The sequence below is a fragment of the Nocardia sp. NPDC047648 genome (genome assembly GCF_040642815.1).
GTDB lineage: Bacteria > Actinomycetota > Actinomycetes > Mycobacteriales > Mycobacteriaceae > Nocardia > Nocardia gamkensis.
Window position 1 is genome coordinate 424,516 of the sequence record NZ_JBEYSX010000001.1, and the last position, 17,132, is coordinate 441,647.

General features: G+C 70.4%; 3 protein-coding genes. All 3 read right to left on the reverse strand.

Annotated elements, in window-relative coordinates; all coding sequences use genetic code 11:
• Positions 1-52 precede the first annotated feature (52 nt).
• The 3 genes from ABZ803_RS01970 to lnt all read right to left on the reverse strand — a co-directional run bounded on the left by ABZ803_RS01970 (position 53) and on the right by lnt (position 16,714).
• A complete protein-coding gene (locus tag ABZ803_RS01970) occupies positions 53-1,045 on the reverse strand; it encodes an ATP-binding cassette domain-containing protein (RefSeq protein WP_357031487.1) in 993 nt (330 codons plus the stop codon).
• On the reverse strand, positions 1,042-14,685 hold the full coding sequence (locus ABZ803_RS01975; protein ID WP_357031490.1) for an amino acid adenylation domain-containing protein: 13,644 nt from the start codon (positions 14,683-14,685) through the stop codon (positions 1,042-1,044). The genes ABZ803_RS01970 and ABZ803_RS01975 overlap by 4 nt, the downstream gene beginning before the upstream one ends.
• 379 nt (positions 14,686-15,064) lie before the next feature.
• Positions 15,065-16,714, reverse strand: coding sequence for an apolipoprotein N-acyltransferase (gene lnt, locus ABZ803_RS01980; protein ID WP_357031493.1), 1,650 nt, complete (start codon positions 16,712-16,714; stop codon positions 15,065-15,067).
• Positions 16,715-17,132 lie beyond the last annotated feature (418 nt).

The following is a 17,132-nucleotide window of genomic DNA, read 5'->3' on the forward strand; positions in this document are numbered from 1 at the left end:
TTTCTCGGCTCCGGCTCCGCCTTCGGGGTGGCCTCCCCCACCATTGCCGTGCTCACGACATGATCTCCTCTTGTACGTCGTCGGTCTCCGGTTCCGTGGCGGGCGCGCTGCCCGGTTTGCCGGTGAGGGAAAGGAATACGTCGTCGAGGCTCGGCCGGTGCACGTTCGCGTCGACCACGCAGACACCCGCGTCGTCGAGCCTGCGCAGTGCCTCCACCATGGTGCGCGAACCGTCGCCGACCACCACCGACACCTCGTCGGTGCCCGCCTCGTGACCGGGCTCGCCGACGCCGATCTGCGCCAGCACGACCAGCGCGGGCTCGGCGGCCTGCCCGGCGGCCAGGGTGACGGTGAGGCGGTCGCCACCGATCGAGGTCTTCAGCTCGTCGGCCGATCCGCGGGCGATGACCCGCCCGTGGTCGATGACGGTGATGCGGTCGGCCAGCAGGTCGGCCTCTTCGAGATACTGCGTGGTGAGCAGCACCGTGGTCCCGTCGTCGACGAGCTCGCCGATCACCCGCCACATGTCCAGCCTGCCGCGCGGGTCCAGACCGGTGGTCGGCTCGTCCAGCACCACCACGGCGGGCCGGGCGACCAGCGCACCGGCGAGGTCGAGCCGCCGGGCCATGCCACCGGAGTAGGTTCCGGCCCTGCGGTGCGCGGCGTAGTCGAGCCCGAGGACGCCGAGCAGTTCGGTGGCCCGCGCCGACGCCTGGCGCTGGGACATGCCGTACAGCCGGGCCACCATGCGCAGGTTCTCGTAGCCGGACAGGTTGCCGTCGACGGCGGCGTACTGGCCGGACAGGCCGATCCGTTTGCGCGCCGCCGCGGGATCGCGCAGCACGTCGATGCCCGCTACCCGCACCGACCCGGCGGACGGTTTCAGCAGCGTGGTGACGATCCGCACGGTCGTCGTCTTACCCGCGCCGTTCGGGCCGAGCAGGCCCATCACGGTGCCGGTGGGGATTCGTAGGTTGACCTCGTCCAGCACGCGGACCCGGCCGTAGTTCTTCACCAGGCCGGTTACCTCCACCGCGAAGCTCACCTGGGCGTCTCCTTCGTCTCCAGCCACCTCCGCAGCACCGGCCCGATCACCGCCAGCGCGTCCGGGGTGGTCATCGCGGAGTGCGCGCAGCGCAGCTCGTGGTCATGGACGGCACCGGTGACGTGCGGCTGCCAGGCGTCGGCGCGCCGGTCGGGGTCGTTCCGGTTGACCGGGTCGTCGCCCGCGGTGAAGAACAGCAAATCGCCGTCGAACGGCCGGGGCCGGAAGCTGTGCGCGAGCACGGTGCCGTTCTCGTAGCCCGCGTAGAGCCGCTCCAGATGCTCCACGGTCAGCGCCGCGAACGGCCCGGACCGGGCGCGCAGCAGTTCGGCCGCGTCCCGCAGGCTCATGTCCGGATCGATCTCGCCATCGAGGTCGTCGTTGCCGAATTCTCCGACGATCTCGGCGACGCTCGGGGTCGCGTGCGCGAGCAATTCGTCGGACAGCCGGTAGCTGTCCATCATCGACAGCAAGGCGACCTCCTCACCCGCCTCCTGCAGCTGCACCGCCATCTCGTGGGCGATCAGCCCGCCGAGCGACCAGCCGAGCAAGTGGTAGGGGCCCTCCGGTTGGATCTGCTTGATCGCGGCCACGTAGTGACCCGCGGCCTCGGCGATCGACTCGTAGCTGTCCTCCCCCGCGACGTGCGGAGCCTGCAAGCCGTATACCGGCCGGTCCGCGGGGAGGTGCGCGAGCAACCCCGAGTAGCACCATGCCAATCCGATCGCCGGATGCACGCAGAACAGCGGCGCCTGACTCGCCGCGGTGCTCGGCCGGATCGGCAGCACCGGCGCGAGCATCGCCGCCACCGCGCTGCCCGAGGACGCGTCCGCACCGTCCAGCCGCGCCGCGATCGCCGCGGGCGTCGCGTCGCCGAACATCAACTGCACCGGCAGATCGATGCCCGCCTCCCGCACGTGCGCGACCACTTTCGTGGCCAGCAGCGAGTTGCCGCCGAGTTCGAAGAAGCCGTCGTCGACGCCCACCGACTCCACACCGAGTACCTCGGCGAAGGCCGCGCACAGCGCCTCCTCCGCGGGGGTGGACGGTGCGCGGTAACCCTCGCCCGCGGTGAACACCGGCTCCGGCAGCTTCGCGCGATCCAGCTTGCCCACCGGGCTGAGCGGCACCTCGTCGAGCAACATGATCGACTGCGGGACCATGTAGTTCGGCATCAATCCGGTCAGGTGCCCGGTCAACTCGGCCGCGGTGAGCGTCACCCCGTCGCGCGCCTTCACATACGACACCAGCACGGTCGCGCCGGCCGGGGTGCGATGCCCGATGGTGGTCGAGAACGCCACCGCGCCGTGGCGGGCGAGCGCGGCGTCGACCTCGCCGAGTTCGATGCGGAAGCCGCGGATCTTGACCTGGTGGTCGGTGCGGCCGACGTACTCGATCTCCGGCGCGGCATCCCCCGCCGCCCCGTGGTCGCGCGACCCGGCCCACCAGCGCACCAGATCGCCGGTGCGGTACATCCGCTCCCCCGGCTTGCCGAACGGATTGGCGACGAACCGCTGTGCGGTCAATCCCGGACGGTTCAGGTAGCCGCGGGCCAGCGCGTCACCGGCCAGGTGCAGTTCACCGGTCACCCCGAGCGGAGCCGGATGCAGCCGCGCGTCCAGGATCGCCGCGTTCACGCCACGGATGGGTCCGCCGATGGTGATCGGCTCGCCGGGTGTCATCGGCTGGGAGATGACCGTGACGATGGTGGTCTCGGTGGGGCCGTAAACGTTGTACAGGCTGCGGCCGGGCGCCCACCTGGTCACCAGGTCCGGCGGCAGCGCTTCACCGCCGACCAGCACGTGCTGCAACTCGCGCAGCCCGGTGGGGTCGACCGTGCCGAGGGCGGAGGTGGTGATGAACGCGTGGGTGATCCGTTCCGCGGCGAACACCTGCCGCAGATCGTCGCCGCCGACCACGCCGCCGGGCGTGATCACCAGGGTCGCCGCCCCGCCGAGGGACAGCAGCAGATCGAGCATCGCGGCATCGAAGCTCGGGGTGGCGAAGTGCAGCACGCGGCATCCCGGCTGGACGTCGAACCGGTGGGCGGTCTCGGCGGCGAAGTTCGACAATCCGCCGTGCGTGACCATCACGCCCTTCGGTGTGCCGGTGGAGCCGGAGGTGTAGATCACGTACGCCGGGTTGTCGATTCGCAGTGGAGCGAGGCGCTCGGTGTCGGCGATCGGCGCGTCCGGCGCGTCGAGCACCCACGCGCGGAAGGCCGGATCGTCGAGCACGATCCATTCCGTGCCCCCGGGCAGCTCGCCGCGGTAACCCGCCAGCGTGATACCCAGCGCCGCACCGGAATCCGACAGCATGTGCGTGATGCGCTGCTGCGGGTACAACGGGTCGACCGGCACGAACGCCGCCCCGGCCTTGGCCACCGCGAGCACCGTCGCCACCGACTCGATCGATCGCGGGATACCGAGTGCCACCAGGGTTTCCGGGCCGACGCCACGGGCGATGAGCACCCGCGCCAGCCGGTTGGTCCAGCGATCCAGGGCGTCATAGGTGACCTCGGTGCCGTCGGAGACCAGGGCGACGGCGGCGCGGTCGACGCTCGCGGCCTGCTCGAACACCTCGGGGAAGGTGATCGGCCGGTCCGGTTTCCCTCCGCGTACCGGAGCCAGCCCCGACCATTCGGCGGCGTCGAGCAGCTCCAGATCGCCCACCGGGGTGGTCGGGTTCGCGGCGATCGCGGCGAGCAGCCGGGCGAGGCGCTTGCCGAGCCGCTGGGCGGTCGGCTCGTCGAACAGATCCCGCGCGTAGTTCACCGACACCGTGATGCCGGCCGGATCGCGGTGCGCGGTCTGCGTTTCGGTGAGGGTGAACTGGAGATCGAACTTCGCGATCCCGGTGTCGATGTCGGCGGCCTCGATGCGCATCCCCGGCAGGTCCAGCCCGCCGACCGGCTCGTTGCGGACCGAGAGCATCACCTGGAACATCGGATGGTGCGCCTGGGACCTGGCCGGATTGAGCACCTCCACCAGACGCTCGAACGGCAGGTCCGCGTGGGCGAAGGCGTCCAGGTCGGTTTCGCGCACCGCGTGCAGCAAGTCGGTGAACCGGGCGCCCGGGTCGATCCGCGTGCGCAGCACGAGCGTGTTGACGAACATGCCGACCAGCCGGTCCAGCGCGGGATGACCGCGGCCCGCGATCGGGGTGCCGACGGTGATGTCGTCGGTGGTGGTCATCCGGTGCAGCAGCACCGCGAGCGCGGCGTGCAGGACCATGAACAGGCTGACGTTGTTGCTGCCCGCGATCGTCTGCAGCTCGCGGTGGGTGACCCGGTCCACCGCGCAGTCGACGGTGCCGCCCCGGTAGGACGGAGCGGGCGGGCGCGGGCGGTCGGCGGGCACGGTCAGCAACTCGGGGATGCCGTCCAGGGCCTGCCGCCAGTAGGCCAGCTGCGCGCTCACCGCCGAGTCCGGGTCGTCCTCACTGCCGAGCACGTCCTGCTGCCAGAGGGTGTAGTCGGCGTACTGCACCTCCGGCTCCGGCAAGTCCGGTGCGCCGCCGCCGCAGGCCGCGCGGTAGGCCACCGCGACGTCGGCGGCCATCGGCTCGAGCGACCAGCCGTCCATCGCGATGTGGTGCACGACCACGACGAGCACATGCCGCGCCGGTTCGTCGGCGCCGGTCGGCACCGAGATCAGCGCCGCGCGGATCGGCACGGTGGTGGCCAGATCGAAGCCCGGCGCGACGAAACGCCGTACGGCGGTCTCGATCTCCTCCGGACGCGCGGTCATCCGCGCCAGCGGGATCGCCGCCTCGGCCGGGTCGAGCACGACCTGGGCGGGTGCGCCGTCGGTCTCCGGGAACACCGTGCGCAGGGTTTCGTGCCTGACCTGCACCGCACGCAGCGCCGAGACCAGCGCGCCGACATCCAGATCGCCGGTCATGCGCAGCACGAGCGGGATGTTGTAGGCGCCCGCCGACTGTCCCCCGCTCGACCCGCCAGCGTTGAACCGATTGAGGAACCACAGCCGCCGCTGCGCGGCCGACAGCGGTATGCGCTGCGGGCGCTCCCTGCGCACCAGCGCGGGGCGGTCCGCGTCGGACACGGCACCCGTGTCCAGCAGCTCGGCGAGTCCGGCGACCGTAGGCGTGGCGAACACGGCGCGCACGGCGAGCCGCACGTTCGTCGCGGCGGCCAGCCGCGCGACGAGCTGGGTCGCCAGCAACGAGTTGCCGCCGATGTCGAAGAAGTTGTCGTCGGCGTGCACGCCCTCGGCCCCGATCAACTCGCCCATCACGGCGGCGACCAAGCGCTCCGCGTCGGTCCGGGGCGCACGACCGGTGGAATCGCCGACGGACTGCGGTTCGGGCAGCGCGCTGACGTCCAGCTTCCCGACGGGGGTGAGCGGGATGGTATCCAGCACGGTGACACCGGAGGGCACCATGTGGGTGGGCAGCCTGCGCGCGACGAAGGCGCGCAGCGCTTCGGTGTCCACCCCGGCCGCGCGGTCGGCGGGCTGGACGAAGGCGATGATCCGGTCGGCGCCCGCGATGCGGCGCACCTCGGTGTGCGCGAATCGCACCGACGGGTGTTCGCCGAGCGCTGCCGTGATCTCGCCGAGCTCGACACGGAAACCGCGCAGCTTCACCTGGTGGTCGCTGCGCCCGAGGTAGACCAGCTCGCCCGAGGCGTTCCAGCGCACCACGTCACCCGTCCGGTACATCCTGGCGCCGGCGGGGCCGTGCGGATCGGCCACGAAACGTGTTGCGGTGAGGCCGAACCGGTCGAAGTACCCGCGCGCGACGCCATGCCCCGAGAGGTACAACTCGCCGGGGACGCCGACCGGTACCGGGCGCAGCCGCTCGTCGAGCACCGATGCCCGGGCGCCCCGCACCAGCGTGCCGATGGTGATCGGGTCGCCGACGCGCATCGGGCCGGAGATGGTGATGACCACCGTGGTCTCGGTGGGCCCGTACACATCGCACATCACCCGTCCCGGCGCCCACCGCGACACCAGGTCCGGCGCCACCGCCTCGCCGCCGACCATGAGCGCCCGCATATGCGGCAGCGGCCAGCGTTCGTGGTCGATCGTGGCCAGTGCGGCCGGGGTCATGAAGCCGTGCGAGACGCGCTCGCGTTCCATCAGCGCGGCCAGCTCGTCACCGCCGTAGATGTCGGTCGGGCAGATCACCATCGCCGCGCCCGCCCCCAGCGCGATCAGCAGGTCCAGGATCGCCGCGTCGAAACTCGGCGTCGCGAAGTGCAGTGTGCGGGAATGCTCGTCGACGCCGATGCGGTCGCGGATCTCCTCGGCCAGGTTGGCCAGACCGCTGTGGGTCACCGCGACGCCCTTCGGCGTTCCGGTCGAACCCGAGGTGTAGATCAGATAGGCCAGATCGGCCACCTGGATGACGCGCGAACGCTCGTGGTCGTGGATCGGCGCGTCGTCGTGGCCTTCGAGTTCGGCGGCGAACTCGGGACGGTCCAGCAGCAACCACTCGATGTCGCGACCCGCCGGGGCGCCCTCGCGCAGGTGCTCCACATGCGCGGTGATCGCGACGCCGATCGCGCAACCGGAGTCGGCGAGCATGTGCCGGATGCGGTCGGCGGGGTACTTCGGGTCCACCGGGACGAACGCCGCGCCGGACTTCGCCGCCGCCAGCATCGCCACCACCGAGTCGATCGAGCGGGTGAGCCCGAGCGCCACCCGCGTCCCCGGCCCGAGTCCGCGCGCGATCAGCGCGCGCGCCAGGCGATTCGAGCGCCGGTCGAGCTCGGCATAGGTGAGTGACGTCGTGCCCGCGCACAGCGCCGTGTGGTGTGGATACCGCTGCGCGGTCGCGGTGAAGTACTCGGCCAGCGTGCACGGCGGAGCCGCCTGGCCGCCCCGTGCGGGGGCGAGGGTACGGCGCTCGTGGTCGGTGCGCGCGTCGACGTCGCGGATCAGCACGCGCGGGTCGCCGGTGACGGCGGCGAGCACGCGCAAGAATCGGTCCGCCAGCGTCTCGATCGTCATCGCGTCGAAAAGCTCGGCGGCGTAGACGAATTCGAAAACGCTGTCCGCCTCGCCCGCGATGGACCCCGGTCGGCCGGTGTCGTTCGCGACGCGCAGCTCCAGATCGAACTTCGCGGACGCGATGTCCAGCGGCTCCGCGCGCAGTGCGAGACCGGGCAGTTCCAGCGTCGGCGCCGGACCTTCCTGCACGCTCAGTGCGACCTGGAACAGCGGGTGCCTGCCCGAGGAGCGGGCTTCGGCGCCGAATTCGTCCACGATGCGCTCGAACGGGATGTCGGCATGCGCCAGCGCGGCCAGCTCGGTGTCCCGATCCGCACGCAGCAGGTCGGTGAAGCTGCGATCCGGATCCACGTCGGAGCGCAGCACCAACGTGTTCACGAACATGCCGACCAATCGGTCGAGCTTGGTGTCGGTGCGCCCCGCCACGGGGGTGCCGATCACGATGTCGCGACCACCGGTGACGCAGCGCAACAGCACCGCGAACGCCGAACGCAGCACCATGAACTTGCTGACGCCGCGCTCGCGGGCCAGTGCGGCGAGTTCGCGCTGCACCTGTTCCGGCACCGTGAAACGCACCGTCCCGGCCTGCTGGGTCGGCTCAGCGGGCCGCGGCCGGTCATAGGGCAGCGGCAGCTGGTCGGGGAGGTCGGCCAGCGCGGTGCGCCAGTACTCCAGTTGGGTCGCCGCGGCGCTGTCCGGATCGCTCTCCTCACCGAGGCAGGCACGCTGCCAGAGTCCGAAATCGGCGTACTGCACCGGAAGCGGCGTCCACGACGGCGCCGCGCCCTCGTGCCGTGCCGCATAGGCGGCGGCCAGGTCACCGGTCAGCGGGCCGAGCGACCAGCCGTCGGCGGCGATGTGGTGCAGCACGACACCGAGCAGGTAGCGATCGGGCGAGGTGCGCAGCAGCGACAGTCGCAGGGGCGGCTCGCCGGTGAGGTCGAACCCGGTGTGCGCCAGCGCTTCCAGCGCGGCCTTCGCGCCGGAGTCGTCGATGTCGGTGACCGCCACCTCCGGCAGTGCGCGCTCGACCGGCAGGACCACCTGCTGGGCGCCTTCGGCGTCTTCCGGGAAGACGGTGCGCAGCACCTCGTGCCGCCGCAGCACATCGGCGAGCGCTTCGCGCAGTGCGGGCACGTCGAGATCACCGGCGACGCGGATCACGAAAGCGATGTTGTAGGCACTCGATTCGGGCGCGAATCGGTTGAGGAACCACAAACGCTGCTGCGGCAGCGACAATGGAATACGTCCCGGACGCGGTGTCCGCACCGCCAGCGCCGGCCGCTGCGTCCGGGGCGCTCGATCCAGTTGCCCGGCGATCCCGGCGACCGTGGGCGCCTCGAAGATCGACCGCACCGGCAGCTCCACACCGAACTCCGCGTGCACCGCGGCGGCGAGCCGGGTGGCCAGCAGCGAGTTGCCGCCCAGATCGAAGAAGCTGTCCTCGGCTCCGAGGACCGGGCGTCCGAGCACCCCGCCGAACACGCCTGCCACGCCCAGCTCCAGCGCGGTGCGCGGCGGGCGGGAGGTTCCCGCGGCCGCGAACACCGGGGCGGGCAACGCCTTTCGATCCAGCTTGCCCGCGGGCGTGACCGGGATCTCGTCGAGCACCGCCACCGAGGCGGGCACCATGTAGCCGGGCAGCTGCCTGCGCGCGGTCTCCAGCACGGCCCGCGTCTCGACCGGCCGGTCGGCCGTGACATACGACGCCAGCCGTACCTGACCGTGCTCGTCGGTGTGCACCACGGTGAGCGCGAACCGGATGCCCGGATGCAGGCGCAGCACGTTGTCGATCTCGCGCAGTTCGATGCGGAAGCCGCGGATCTTGATCTGGTCGTCCGCGCGTCCGAGGAACCGCAGCTGCCCCGTCCGCTCCACGACGACCAGATCGCCGGTGCGGTACATCCGCTCCCCGCGCCTGCCGTGCGGGTTGGCCACGAACCGCTGCGCGGTCAGGGCGAAACGTCCGTGGTAGCCGCGGGCCACGCCGGGACCCGACACGTACAGCTCGCCCGGCGTGCCGGGCGGCACCGGGTGCAAACGGTTGTCCAGCACGAACAGTCGCATGCCGCGGACGGGCGAACCGAGCGGCACCGGGCGGCCCGGCTCCATCGGCCGGCTCGCGGTCGCCGCGACGGTGGCCTCCGAGGGACCGTACATGTTGTGCATGCGATGCCCGGCGGTCCAGGTCTCGACGAGTTCCTCCGAGCAGGCGTCACCGCCGACGATGACCGTCTCCAGCTCGTCGAGCCCCTCGTTCGGCACGGTGGCCAGCGCGGCGGGAGTGACGAAGGCGTGGGTGACCCGCTCATCGCGCAGCAGTGTGGCCAGCTCGGCGCCGCCGTACATGCCCGAGGGGGCGATCACCATCGTGGCGCCCGCGGCGAAGCCGAGCAGCATCTCCAGCACCGAGGCGTCGAAACTGGGCGAGGAGAAATGCAGCGTACGCGCCGCGTCCGAGATGCCGAACAGGTAGTTCTGCTCCGCGGCGAGGGACGCGATGCCCGCGTGGGTCACCACGACCGCTTTCGGCATGCCGGTGGACCCGGAGGTGTAGATGAGGTAGGCCGGGTGGCTCACCCGCATCGGGTGGTGGCGCTCGTCGTCGGTGATCGGGTCCGCCGGGCGGCCCGACGACGCTGCGGTCAGTTCGCCGGAGCCCAGGACCAGCCAGTCGGCCCGACCCTTGCGGTGCTTGCCCCGCGAGGGCCAGGCGGGCAGGGCCGCCAGGCAATCGGAGTCGGTCAGGCCGAGCATCGCGCCGGAGTCACCGATCATGTGCGCGATGCGCTCGCTCGGGTAGTTCGGGTCGACGGGCACATAGGCCGCACCGGTTTTGGCGACGGCCCAGATCGCGGTGATCGCGTCGAGACCGCGCGGCAGCGCGATCGCGACGACCGTCTCGGGCCCGGCGCCGTGCTGGATGAGGGCGCGCGCCAGCGTGTTCGAGCGCTCGTCGAGTTCGCGGTAGGTGGTGTCGGCGCCGAGGTAGCGCACCGCCACCGCGTCCGGCAGCCGGCGCGCGGTGGCGGTGAGCAAGGTGGCCAAGGTGATCGGCGGCTCGGCCGGCGCGCCCGCGATGGGCACGAGGTTCTCGGTTTCCCTGCGGTCCAGGATCGGCAGGTCGCCCACCGGAAGCTCAGGGGCCGCCACGCCGCCCGCCAGCACCGCGATGAACCGGCGGGCGAACGACTGCACCGTGGATTGGTCGAAAAGGTCGGTGGTGTAACCGAATTCGGCCGACAGCGGGCCGTCGCCCGAGTCGTCGTGGACGACCAGCTGCAGATCGAACTTGGCGACGTCCGAAGCGATCGGCAGCACTTCGGCGCGCACCCCGGGCAGATCGATCCGCAGGTCCGGCGCGTGGTCGTAGGACAGCATCACCTGGAACAACGGGTGCCGCGACGGGGATCGCTCCGGGTTGACCACCTCGACAAGCCGCTCGAACGGCACGTCGGCGTTGGCGAAGGCGTTGAGATCGGTCTCGCGCACCACATCGAGCATGCGGTCGAATCCGACCGCCGGGTCGACCGCGGTGCGCAGGACGAGGGTGTTGACGAACATGCCGACCAGATCGTCGAGCGCCGGATCGGAGCGGCCCGCGATCGGGGTGCCGATCGCGATGTCATCGCTCGCGCACAGCCGCGACAGCAACGTCGCCAGCGCCGCGTGCAGCACCATGAACATGCTCACGCCCCGGCTGGCCGCGAGTTCGATCGCGCCCCGGCGGATCTCGGCCGGGATGGCGAACTCGACCCGGCCGCCGACGGTCGATCTGCGTAGCGGGCGCGGGCGATCCAGCGGCAGGTCGAGCTGCTCGGGCAGGCCGGCCAGCGCCGAGCGCCAGTGGGTGAGCTGCCTGCTGAGCGCGCTGCCCGGGTCCGACTCGTCGCCGAGCAGTTCGCGCTGCCAGAGCGCGAAATCGGCATACTGCACCGGCAGTTGCGTCCACTGCGGCGCGACACCGTTCGCGCGCGCGGCCACCGCCGTCATCAGGTCCTTGGCCAGCGGTGCGATGGACCACCCGTCACCGCAGATGTGATGCAACACGATGAGGAAGACGTGCCGCTGCGGACCGGTGCGGTAGAGCGCCACCCGGATCGGGGCCTGGCGGCGCAGATCGAACCCGTACCCGGCGAATTCGGTCGCCAGCTCCGCCACGTCGGATTCGGCCGCATCGATCGGGTCGAGCGTCAGCGGTATCGCCTCGGCCGGGTGGATCAGCTGGTAGGGCCCGTCCGGCGACTCCGGGAAGGTGGTGCGCAGGCTCTCGTGCCGTTCGATGACGTCCACCAGACCCGCCCGCAGCGCGGCCACATCCAGCGGTCCCTCCACCGCCACCGCCAGCGGCATGTTGTACGCGGCGGCATGCTCGGAGAACCGGTTCAGGATCCACAGCCGCTGCTGTGCCTGCGACAGCGGGATCCGCTCGGGTCGTTCGGCGGGCGCCAGCCGGGGCGAGGAGACGTCGGCGGTCTGCGTGGCGAAGCGACGGGTGAGCGCGTCGATCGTCGCGGCCTCGAACAGATCCCGGATGGTCAGGGCGGTGCCGAGCGCGGCGTTGATCCTGGACACCGCCCGCGCGGCGATGAGCGAGTTGCCGCCCAGATCGAAGAAGTTGTCCTCGACGCCGACCTCGGTGTCGAGCACCTCGGCGAAGATGCCCGCGAGGACCCGCTCCACCTCGGTGCGCGGCTCGGCGATCGGCCGGATCGACCGCACACTCGGCGCGGGAGCGGGCAGCGCTTTGCGATCGATCTTGCCGTTGGCGCTCAGCGGCAGCTCGTCGAGTTCCATCAGCGCGGAGGGCACCATGTACCCGGGCAGCGTGTGCCGCAGCGCGGTCAGCAGCGCCGCCGTGTCCAGCGGAGCGTCGTCGTCCTCGTGCTTCGCCGCGACCACGTAGGCGACCAGCTCGTCACCGGTGCGTCCGGTGTGCGCCACGCACACCGCGCGAGCCACCTTCGGGTCGTCGAGCAGTGCGGCCTCGATCTCGCCGAGCTCGATGCGCAGGCCACGGATCTTGACCTGGAAGTCGCTGCGGCCCAGGTATTCCAGCACACCGGGCTCGCCGCCGGAGCGGCCGATCTGCCAGCGCGCCAGGTCACCGGTGCGGTACATCCTGGCACCCGGGGTGAACGGATCCGCCACGAAACGGTCCGCGGTCAGCCACGGTTGCCTCAGGTAGCCGCGAGCCAGCTGGACTCCGGCGAGATACAGTTCGCCGACCACGCCGGGCGGGACGGGCTGCAACCGGTCGTCCAGCACATAGGTCTCGGTGTTCCACACCGGCGAACCGATCGGCACGACGCTCGCGTCGGGCGGGCACGCCCAGTAGGTGACGTCGACGGCGGCCTCGGTCGGGCCGTACAGATTGTGCAGTTCGGCGGCCGGTAAGGCCGCGTAGAACTCCCGCACGGTGGCGGCGGGCAGCGCCTCACCGCTGCAGAACACCCGGTGCAGGCAGGCGCAGCCGCTCAGATCGGCCTCGGTGACGAACACCGATAGCATGGACGGCACGAAATGCGCTGTCGTGATCCGTTTTTCGGAGATGATCCGGGCGAGGTAGGCCGGGTCGCGGTGCCCGTCCGGGGCGGCGATCACCAAACGAGCGCCGATCTGCAACGGCCAGAAGAACTCCCACACCGAGACGTCGAAGGTGGCCGGGGTCTTCTGTAGCACCGCGTCACCGGGGGTGAGCGGATACTCGTGCTGCATCCAGCGCAGCCGGTTGACGATCGCGGCATGAGTTACGCCGACGCCCTTGGGTTTTCCGGTCGAACCCGAGGTGAAGATGACGTAGGCGAGGTGATCGGGACGCAGTGTGGCCTTGCGGTCGGCGTCGGTGATCGGCGCGTCGTCGAATCCGGAGACCCGGGCGGTGTCGATCTCCAGCCGGGAGACGGTCGCGGGCAGTTCGACATCGTCGCGGGACGCCGTGAGCACGCACAGCGGTTCGGCCTGACGCACGATCTGCCCGATCCGCTCGGCCGGATGCTCGGTGTCCAGCGGCAGGTACGCCGCTCCCGCCTTGACGATGGCGTACATGCCGACCACCAGGTCGAGGCTGCGGCGCAGGCACAGACCGACCGTCGTATCGGGTCCGGCGCCGCGCGCGATCAGCAGCCTGGCCAGGCGGTTGGCGCGGGCGTCGAGTTCGGCGTAGGTCAGCGCCTCGGCACCGAACTCGAGCGCGACCGCGTCCGGGTCCGACGCGACGCGCTCGGCGAAGAGGCTCGCGAGCGTGCCGTCTTGCCGTGGCGCCGTGGTGGCGTTCCAGCCGTGCAGGACCTGTTCCCGCTCGGCGTGCGTGATCGCGCCGAGGGACTCGGCGGCCGACAGCGGATCGGCGGCCAGGAACCGGCCGAGGAAGTCCAGGTAGCGCGCATGGTGCACGCTCACTTCGGCCTCGCCGTAGAGGCGGGGGTTGGCTTCGAAGTCGACGTGCAGGCGGCCGCCCGCGCCGTTGTAGACGTTGACCGAGAGGTCCTCCACCGGGCCGGTGGCCAGCACGTGCATGGAACCGACCAGGCTGCCGAAACGCAGTTCGTCGTGGAACAGCATCAGGTTGACCATCGGGCCGAAGAATCCGCGCGCGTCCCGGGAGTAGCCGCTGTCGCGCCGGATGTCGTCGTGGCGGTAGCGCTGATGACGTAAGGCGCCGGTGATCTGCAACTCGGCCGCCTTCACCAGGTCGCCGATCGTGGTCGCCTCGTCGAATCGCAGCCGGATCGGCACGACGTTGGAGATCACGCCCGCCGAGCGGCGCAGCGACACCGTGGTGCGCGCCGAGACCGGCAGGCTCAGGACCACGTCCGAGTTGCCCGTCACCGACCGCACGTACGCGGCCAGCGCGGCGACGAACACCGCCGAGTCGGTGGTGTTCCACGCGCTGGTCGCCGCCTCGATCGCGGCGTGGTGATCGTCGTCCAGCACGGCGGTGGCCAGCCTGCGGCCCGCGTCATGGGTGGTGGTGCCGAGGCGGGCGCCGCCCAGGCTCACCGGCTCGCCCACGCCCGACAGTTGCCCGAGCCAGTACTCGCGATCGTTCTGGAACCGGCTGGAGTCGTGGTAGCGCGCCTCGTCGGCGTAGATCTCGGCCAGGGAGGTCGCCCGGGACGCGACCGGCTCGGTTCGATTCTCCAGCGCGGTGTAGATCTCCGCCGTGCGGGTGAGCGCGTTCATCGCGCCGTAGCCGTCGATGACGATGTGGTGGGCGAACGAGTACCAGAGGTAGTCGGAGTCTCCGATTCGCAGAACCGCGTTGGAGGTCAGCGGGTCGCGTTCCAGATCGATGGGCGAACTCGTGTGCTCGTGCATCCAGCGCAACGCCGCCGCGTACGGATCGGCCTCGCCACGCAGGTCGATGCGGACCCAGCCCGGCCGGTGCACCGGATCCACGATCTGATACGGAGTGCCATCTATCTCCACCATGCGAACTTGACCAACTTGGGTCTCCGCACCGAATCGCTCGATCGCGTACAGCAGCCGCCCCTCGTCCAAGTCGCCGTGTATCTCGACGTACTGGGAGATCGTCAACGGTACGTCGGGGCGAATGCGCTGCGCGTACCAGAGGGCAGTCTGTGCGGGTGACAGAGCAAACGGTTGTGCAGAGAATTCGCCGGATGAACATTGGTCGACGCGATCCGTGGCCAATGAACTCATCAATCACTCCGTTCTGCCGCTGTTGACGCAACTCCCCGAGCACCACCCCAGCAAGCGCGCGCGCCAGCTGTAGGACGTGATCCACGCCCTATGATTCGGAGCGTCGCATCAACCGGATTGCCGACGTTTTGGATTTGTGTCACATCCAACGTCCTTGGCAGAAGGCCACTTTGGTTGGTTACATTTCCGCAAACATTGCGACTCAACTAGGTCGATCCGAAGCAAAACGGGCCCTGACCAGACCGTTCGATGGTACCTCCGCGAGCGCCTCCGTTGTCTGGCGAACAGTGCGCAACTTAATTACGCACCTTCACTTCCGGGACAATGGGGGCAAGAACATACCGAATGTTCGGTTAACGTCCGGTCGGCGGGGAAAAATCTAGCGTTCGCCGACAAGACCGGGCGTCGGCCGGGCACTGCGCGCAGCTCGCCGCCGAGCGACCGCGGTCAGCGCGGCGGCAGCGGTCAGAATAACGAAAATCCGCTCCGGCGCAGGCCCTATTCGCGTTGCGAGAGTGGTGTCGTCGCGCAACGGAAGCTCCGCGACCAGAGCGGCGGGCACGAATAACGCGGTTTCCTGCCGAATAGCGCCGTCGGCGCTGATAATGGCGCTCACCCCCGAGGTGGCCGCGACGACCAGCGCTCGTCCGTGCTCGACGGCACGGATGCGAGACATGGCCAGTTGCTGATAAGTCATCTCGCTGTCGCCGAAGGTCGCGTTGTTCGTCGGCACGGTGAGCAACTGCGCACCTGCGCGCAGCGCGTCTTCGAACGACCGGTCGAAGGCCACTTCATAGCACGTCGCGACACCGATGTCGATACCCGCCGCGTGCACAACTCCGTCACCATTTCCCGGTACGAAATATCCGGCCCGATCGGCGTATTCGGAGAAAAGCCGGAAAAAATTCCGCATCGGCAGGTATTCCCCGAAGGGCTGGATGATCTTCTTGTCGTGGCGCTCACCCGGGCCGGCCGCGCCGTTCCACACCATCACGGAGTTGGTCGTCGTCCGATCCTGGTTGATCAGCACGGCACCGACCAGGATGGGCGCGCCGATCCGCTCGGAGGCCGCGGTGATCAGGGCGGCGGCGTCGGCATTGCGGAGTGGATCGATGTCGGAGGAGTTCTCCGGCCAGATCACCACATCGGGGCGCGGCGCGCGGCCTGCCGCCACATCGTCGGCCAGTTCTGCGGTGCGCCGGACGTGGTTGTCCAGCACGGCCCGCCGCTGCGCGTTGAAGTCCAGCCCCAGGCGCGGGACGCTGCCCTGGATCGCCGCGACCGTGACGGTTCGGACGCCGACGTCCGGATCGGGCAGCGCGGATCGCAGCAGCAAACCGGTGAGCGGCATGACGAGCAAAGTGAAGATCACCGCGGCGTATCCGAGTCGGGTCGCGGACCCGCGCACGGCGCCCGGTCCGAGCGGACCGGTCTCGTCACCGCCGGTTTCGCGCCTGTCTTCGGGGGTAAGCGAGGACTGGAGCAGCGTGACCAACGCCGCCGTAGCGGTACCGGTGAGCGCCACCGCGAACCCGACCAGCGGGGCGCCACCGACCGCTGCCAGCGACAGGAACCAACCGTCGGCCTGACCGAACGCCAAACGTCCCCACGGGAACCCGCCGAACGGGAAGCTGGATCTGCCCCATTCGGCGGCCGTCCATGCCGATGCCACCCACAGCGGCCAGCCGGGCAACGCACCGACGAGCCGGCCGAGCAGACCGAAGACGCCCAGGTACAGCGCGCAGGCGAGGGACAGCGCCAGCCACGGCAGCGGCCCGACGTAAATGCCGGTCCACGGTAGCAGCGGAACGAAAAACGCCAGTCCGGCCAGGAATCCGTAGCCGAAGCCCGCCCGCAGCCGACCGTCGCCGCGTACGGCGAGGGTGAGTATCGCGACCCCGAGCGGTGCGAGAAACCACCACGGCCTCGGCGGAAAACTGCCGAACAGCAGCAGTCCCGCGACGATCGCCGCCACCGAGCGCGCCGTCACCGGATGCCCGCGTAACACCGCGGACGCCTGCCTCCCCATCCCGAGCGCTCGCTCTCGCACCATCACTCGGCCACTGCCCGCCATCGGACCGGCGAGCGCCGGTCAGCCGCCGACCGCCGTTGGACCGACCGGCACGACGCCGCACGCACCCCACCGAAGGATCGCCGCTCGGCGACCCCCGACCGACGAGATGATGTGGCGTTCGTCACACGAAAAGTCAAGGCCGCCACAAGCAACCCGGCCGGGCAGCCCTCGGCGCACCGGTCGGACCGAGTCGGACCGGCGACGATCTCACGCCGCACGACCGGCTCGACCCGAGCGCGGCGCAGAACTACGCCAGCCACGACCGGGTAATCGGGCGTCCCCCTGAGAATCGTCACCCGCCACCGGATCGTTAACCGCCGCTGCCACGATGTCGGCTTCCTGATCGCACTCCCCGGGACAAACCGGCAATTTC